Consider the following 6,620-nt stretch of genomic DNA (forward strand, 5'->3'; position numbering starts at 1 on the left):
GGCTTGCCAGCGATGAGGGAGTGTCAGTCACATCAATGTCGGCTGACCCACCGCTATCGCTGGCAAGCCAGCTCCCACAGGTTTCTCTGTGTAGCCTGCGAATGTGGACGTACCCATTAGCGACAGGCGCTTTTGCTTGTTCTTGCGGCTTGCAGCTTGTCACTCACGGCTGCCTTATCCAATCGCGCCATCCTTGTAGGGCAATCCCTACCCCCAACCTTCCATCCGGCTGAGGCGAATCTCTCCTGCGCCCCGATTTGCGTGCCTGCCGCCAGCCACTAGGCTTGATACACAAGCAGTCATCAACAACAAAGGTGTGGGTATGAGCCAGGTCGATTCAAACGCAGGGGCCAGTGATGTGCTGGTCAGCTTTCGTGGAGTGCAGAAGAGCTACGACGGCGAGAACCTGATCGTCAAAGACCTCAACCTGGACATTCGCAAAGGCGAATTTCTCACCCTGCTCGGGCCGTCCGGCTCCGGCAAGACCACCAGCCTGATGATGCTCGCCGGTTTCGAGACGCCGACGGCCGGTGAAATTCTCCTGGCCGGTCGCGCAATCAATAACGTGCCGCCGCACAAGCGCGACATCGGCATGGTGTTCCAGAACTACGCGCTGTTCCCGCACATGACCGTCGCGGAAAACCTCGCCTTCCCGCTGACCGTACGTGGCTTGAACAAGAGCGACGTCAGCGACCGTGTGAAGAAAGTCCTCAGCATGGTCCAACTCGATGCGTTCGCCTCGCGCTACCCGGCGCAGTTGTCCGGTGGTCAGCAGCAACGTGTGGCCCTGGCCCGCGCCTTGGTGTTCGAACCGCAACTGGTGCTGATGGATGAACCCCTCGGTGCCCTCGATAAACAGCTGCGTGAACACATGCAGATGGAAATCAAGCACCTGCACCAGCGTCTCGGCGTGACCGTGGTCTACGTGACTCACGATCAGGGTGAAGCGCTGACCATGTCTGATCGCGTCGCGGTGTTCCATCAAGGCGAAATCCAGCAGATCGCGCCACCGCGCACGCTTTACGAAGAACCGAAAAACACCTTCGTCGCCAACTTCATCGGCGAGAACAACCGCCTCAATGGTCGCCTGCTCAGTCAGAGCGGCGAGCGCTGCGTGGTCGAGTTGGGGCGTGGCGAAAAGGTCGAGGCGCTGGCAGTCAACGTCGGCCAGACCGGTGAACCGGTGACCCTGTCGATCCGTCCGGAACGCGTGAGCCTCAACGGTTCGAGCGATCAATGCGTCAACCGCTTCTCAGGGAGGGTGGCGGAATTCATCTATCTGGGCGACCACGTCCGGGTGCGCCTGGAAGTCTGCGGCAAGACCGACTTCTTCGTGAAACAACCGATTGCCGAGCTCGATCCTGCGCTCGCCGTCGGCGACGTGGTACCGCTTGGCTGGCAGGTCGAGCACGTTCGTGCGCTTGACCCGCTGTTAGAGGCGAACTGATCGCCCCCCGTTGTACCAACACCAACCCTGCACGTGGAGAGAACAATAAATGTTGAGATCCCTGAAGTTCACCGCCCTGACCCTGGGCCTGATGGGTGCGACCAGCGCAATGGCCGCTGGCCCGGATTTGACCGTGGTGTCGTTTGGCGGGGCGAACAAGGCGGCGCAAGTCAAAGCCTTCTATGCACCGTGGGAAGCGGCGGGCAACGGCAAGATCGTTGCTGGCGAGTACAACGGCGAGATGGCCAAGGTCAAAGCCATGGTCGACACCAAGAGCGTGTCCTGGGACCTGGTGGAAGTTGAGTCGCCAGAGCTGTCCCGTGGTTGCGACGAAGACATGTTCGAGCAACTCGATCCGGCGCTGTTCGGCAAAACCGAAGACTACGTCAAAGGCGCGATTCAGCCTTGCGGCGTGGGCTTCTTCGTTTGGTCGACCGTACTGGCCTACAACGCTGACAAGCTGAAAACCGCGCCGACCAGCTGGGCGGATTTCTGGGACACGAAGAAATTCCCGGGCAAGCGTGGTCTGCGCAAAGGTGCCAAGTACACCCTCGAATTCGCGTTGATGGCTGATGGCGTTGCGCCGAAAGACGTCTACAAGGAACTGGCGAGCAAGGGTGGTCAGGATCGTGCGTTCAAGAAGCTTGATGAACTCAAGCCGAATATCCAGTGGTGGGAAGCTGGCGCGCAACCGCCGCAATACCTCGCTTCCGGTGACGTGGTCATGAGCTCGGCCTACAACGGTCGTATCGCGGCGGTGCAGAAAGAATCCAACCTGAAAGTGGTGTGGAACGGCGGTATCTACGATTTTGACGCGTGGGCCATCCCGAAAGGCCTGGACGCCAAGCGTGCGGAAGCGGCGAAGAAGTTCATCGCCTACTCGGTACAACCGCAGCAGCAGAAGACCTACTCGGAAAACATCGCCTACGGCCCGGCCAATACCCAGGCTGTGCCGCTGCTGGCCAAGGATGTCCTGAAAGACATGCCGACCACCCCGGAAAACATCGCCAACCAGGTGCAGATCGACGTCAGCTTCTGGGCTGACAACGGCGAGCAACTGGAGCAGCGCTTCAATTCCTGGGCTGCGAAGTAACCCGAGCATACGGACCGAGGGCTTTCCGGATAATCGTTCCCACGCTCTGCGTGGGAATGCCGCCCGGGACGCTCCGCGTCCCTGTGACGCAGAGCGTCACTGGATGCGTTACCACGCAGAGCGTGGGAACGATCAGTACCCAAAGTTCGAGGTAGCGTTCGCCACCTCTGTAACGATCAAAGATTTGCGGAGTACGTCATGGCCATCGCCGTTCCCCTGAACGAGGGCGCCAGCCCCACCTTGAAGCAGAAGCTCAAACGCGCCGAGCGGGTCAACCGCTGGAAGGCCCAGGCGCTGATTGCGCCGCTGGTGCTGTTTCTGTTGCTGGTGTTCCTGGTGCCAATCGTGGCGCTGCTCTACAAAAGCGTCGGCAACCCCGAAGTGGTCGGCGGCATGCCGCGCACGGTGGCGGCCATCGCCAGTTGGGACGGCCGTGGCTTGCCCGCTGAGCCGGTCTACAAAGCCGCCGGCGAAGACCTCGCCGAAGCACGCAAAAACCAGACGCTGGGCGATCTGTCCAAGCGCTTGAACATGGAGTTGGCCGGCTATCGCAGCCTGCTGACCAAAACCGCCCGGGCGCTGCCATTCGCCAGCGAACCGGCCTCCTATAAAGAAGCACTGGAAGCGCTCGACGAGCGTTGGGGCGATCCGGCCTACTGGCAAGCGGTGAAACGCAACACCAGCAGTATCACGCCTTACTACCTGCTGGCGGCGGTCGACCACCGTATCGACGACCTCGGCGAAATCGCCCCGGCCACGCCGGATCAGGCGATCTACCTCGATATCTTTGCCCGCACCTTCTGGATGGGCCTGATCATCACGGTGATCTGCCTGCTGCTCGCTTATCCACTGGCGTATCTGCTGGCGAACCTGCCTTCTCGCCAAAGCAACCTGTTGATGATTCTGGTGCTGCTGCCGTTCTGGACTTCGATTCTGGTACGGGTCGCCGCATGGATCGTGCTCCTGCAATCGGGCGGGTTGATCAACAGCGCGCTGCTGGCCATGGGCATCATCGATAAACCGCTGGAACTGGTGTTCAACCGGACCGGCGTGTACATCTCGATGGTGCACATCCTGCTGCCATTCATGATCCTGCCGATCTACAGCGTGATGAAAGGCATCTCGCCGACCTACATGCGCGCCGCGATCTCGCTGGGCTGCCATCCGTTCGCCAGTTTCTGGCGGGTGTACTTCCCGCAGACCTATGCCGGTGTTGGCGCCGGGTGCCTGTTGGTGTTCATCCTCGCCATCGGCTACTACATCACCCCGGCGCTGCTCGGCAGTCCGAACGATCAGATGGTCAGCTACTTCGTCGCGTTCTACACCAACACCAGCATCAACTGGGGCATGGCCACTGCGTTGGGCGGCTTGCTGCTGCTGGCGACCGTGGTGCTTTATCTGATCTACAGCTGGCTGGTGGGCGCCAGTCGCCTGCGCCTGAGCTAAGGGGAATTTGAAATGCTGAGTCCTTACATGTCGCCCATCGAACGGGTGTGGTTCTACAGCTTGCGGATTCTCTGCGGCTTGATCCTGCTGTTCCTGATTCTGCCGGTGCTGGTGATCGTGCCGCTGTCGTTCAACTCGGGCAGTTTTCTCGTGTACCCGCTGCAGGGCTTTTCGCTGCATTGGTATCAGGATTTTTTTGCTTCGGCGGAATGGATGCGCGCCCTGAAGAACAGCATCATCGTCGCCCCGGCCGCGACGGTGCTGGCGATGGTCTTCGGCACACTGGCGGCGATCGGCCTGACCCGTGGCGACTTTCCCGGAAAATCGCTGGTGATGGCGCTGGTGATATCGCCGATGGTGGTGCCGGTGGTGATCATTGGTGTGGCCAGTTATCTGTTTTTTGCGCCGCTGGGTTTGGGTAACAGTTTCTTCTCGCTCATCGTGGTTCACGCGGTGTTGGGCGTGCCGTTTGTGATCATCACGGTATCTGCGACGTTGCAGGGGTTTAATCACAATCTGGTGCGCGCCGCCGCGAGTCTCGGGGCATCGCCGCTGACGGCGTTCCGCCGGGTGACCTTGCCGCTGATTGCGCCGGGGGTGATTTCCGGAGCGCTGTTTGCCTTCGCGACGTCATTTGATGAGGTGGTGGTGACGCTGTTTCTGGCCGGGCCTGAGCAGGCGACGTTGCCAAGGCAGATGTTCAGCGGGATTCGGGAGAACTTGAGCCCGACCATCGCTGCTGCGGCTACGTTGCTGATCGCCTTTTCCGTCATCCTGCTGCTGACCCTGGAATGGTTACGAGGCCGCAGCGAAAAACTGCGTACCGCTCAGGTCTGACGCCGATCGTTCCCACGCTCTGTGTGGGAATGCCTCTCGGGACGCTCCGCGTTCCAGCTCGCGGATGGGACGCAGAGCGTCCCCGGCTGTATTCCCACGCGGAGCGTGGGAACAATCAGTGTGTACCATCCTCGCGACTGGGTCATTCACGACCTGAATAGCAGACAACCCCAAACCCTCAGCTAATCTTGTGCCCAGCTCCCACATCTATAAGAGGCTGCGCACGATGAGTCTGTCCCAGTTCAAAATCGCTCACAAACTGATCACCGGCGCTGCAGCCATCGAACAACTGGCGGCCGAGCTGACACGCCTCGACATCGACAACCCGCTGATCGTCACCGACGCCGCGCTGGTCAAGTCCGGCACCGTCGAGCTGGCACTGGTGCAACTTGGCGGGCGCGATTACGAGATTTTCGACCGCGTATTGCCGGACCCGGAAATCGCCATCGTTGAAGATTGCATGCGCGTTTACCGCGAAGGCGGGCATGACGGTTTGATCGGCCTCGGGGGCGGCAGTGCCATCGACATCGCCAAAAGCGTCGCGGCGTATGCCGGTTATCACGGTGCGCTGGAAGACTTGTTTGGCGTCGACCAGGTGCCGCGCAAAGGCCCGCCGCTGATCGCCATTCCGACCACCGCCGGCACCGGATCCGAAGTGACCAACGTGGCGATCCTCTCCGACAAAGTCGCGCAGTTGAAGAAAGGCATCGTCAGCGACTTTCTATTACCGGACGTGGCGCTGGTCAGCCCGCAGATGACCCTGACTTGCCCGCGCAGCGTAACCGCCGCCAGTGGCGTCGACGCGCTGGTTCACGCCATCGAGTCCTATCTGTCGGTAAATGCCTCGCCGATCACCGACTCGCTGGCCATCGGTGCCATCAAACTGATTGCCAGGGCGTTGCCCAAGGCCTACGCCAACGGCGCCAACCTGCAAGCCCGCGAAGACATGGCCACCGCCAGCCTGATGGCCGGCATGGCGTTCGGTAATGCCGGGGTTGGCGCGGTGCATGCGCTGGCGTATCCGTTGGGCGGGCGCTACAACATCGCTCACGGAGTCAGCAATGCCTTGTTGCTGCCGTATGTCATGACCTGGAACAAAATGGCCTGCGTCGAACGCATGCAGGATATTGCCGAAGCCATGGGGGTGAAGACCGCTCATCTGAGTGCCAGCGAAGCGGCGGACAAAGCCGTGCAGGCGATGACCGACTTGTGCGTGGCGGTGGAAATTCCCGTCGGTCTGCGCAGTTTCGGTGTGCCGGAAGAGGCGATCCCGGCCATGGCCGTGGAGGCCGCGGGCATCGAGCGCTTGATGCGCAACAACCCACGCAAGCTCAGCGCCGTGGATATCGAGAAGATCTATCGCGCGGCGTACTGAGTCGACATCGGTCACCGCTCATGGCACAACCCAATCATCGCGGTCACGGTGCGCGCGCGGAAACTTGAGGTATACAATGCGCGCCATCGTGATTTAGCTCAGAAAAGGTGCGTCATGCAGCCCTTCGTAATTGCTCCGTCGATTCTCTCCGCCGACTTCGCTCGCCTCGGCGAAGAAGTAGACAATGTTCTGGCCGCTGGTGCCGACTTCGTTCACTTCGATGTCATGGACAACCACTACGTGCCCAACCTGACCATTGGTCCGATGGTCTGCGCGGCACTGCGCAAGTACGGCGTCACCGCGCCAATCGACGCGCACCTGATGGTCAGCCCGGTGGATCGCATCGTCGGCGACTTCATCGAGGCCGGCGCGACCTACATCACCTTCCACCCGGAAGCCACGCTGCACGACGATCGCACGCT

General features: G+C 60.7%; 5 protein-coding genes and 1 pseudogene. All 6 read left to right on the forward strand.

The annotated features are described in order from the left end of the window. Positions 1–322: 322 nt before the first annotated feature. Positions 323–1,447: an ABC transporter ATP-binding protein gene (locus tag ACIONG_RS23005; RefSeq protein WP_103304399.1), complete on the forward strand. Its 1,125-nt coding sequence runs from the start codon at positions 323–325 to the stop codon at positions 1,445–1,447. Positions 1,448–1,496: 49 nt separating this feature from the next. Further along, on the forward strand, positions 1,497–2,540 hold the full coding sequence (locus tag ACIONG_RS23010) for an ABC transporter substrate-binding protein (protein ID WP_103304398.1): 1,044 nt from the start codon (positions 1,497–1,499) through the stop codon (positions 2,538–2,540). Positions 2,541–2,738: 198 nt separating this feature from the next. Further along, the gene (locus tag ACIONG_RS23015; protein WP_103304397.1) at positions 2,739–3,986 is read left to right on the forward strand and encodes an ABC transporter permease; all 1,248 of its coding nucleotides are present in this window, start codon (positions 2,739–2,741) and stop codon (positions 3,984–3,986) included. A gap of 12 nt (positions 3,987–3,998) precedes the next feature. Then, entirely contained in the window at positions 3,999–4,823 is an 825-nt protein-coding gene (locus ACIONG_RS23020) for an ABC transporter permease (RefSeq protein WP_064589486.1), read from the forward strand. Positions 4,824–5,049: 226 nt separating this feature from the next. Beyond that, positions 5,050–6,198, forward strand: coding sequence for an iron-containing alcohol dehydrogenase (locus ACIONG_RS23025; protein ID WP_401302905.1), 1,149 nt, complete (start codon positions 5,050–5,052; stop codon positions 6,196–6,198). Positions 6,199–6,312: 114 nt separating this feature from the next. After that, positions 6,313–6,620 (forward strand): annotated as a pseudogene (locus tag ACIONG_RS23030) (ribulose-phosphate 3-epimerase); the annotation flags it as partial.

The sequence above is a fragment of the Pseudomonas sp. NPDC087817 genome, assembly GCF_044742875.1.
Lineage (GTDB): Bacteria > Pseudomonadota > Gammaproteobacteria > Pseudomonadales > Pseudomonadaceae > Aquipseudomonas.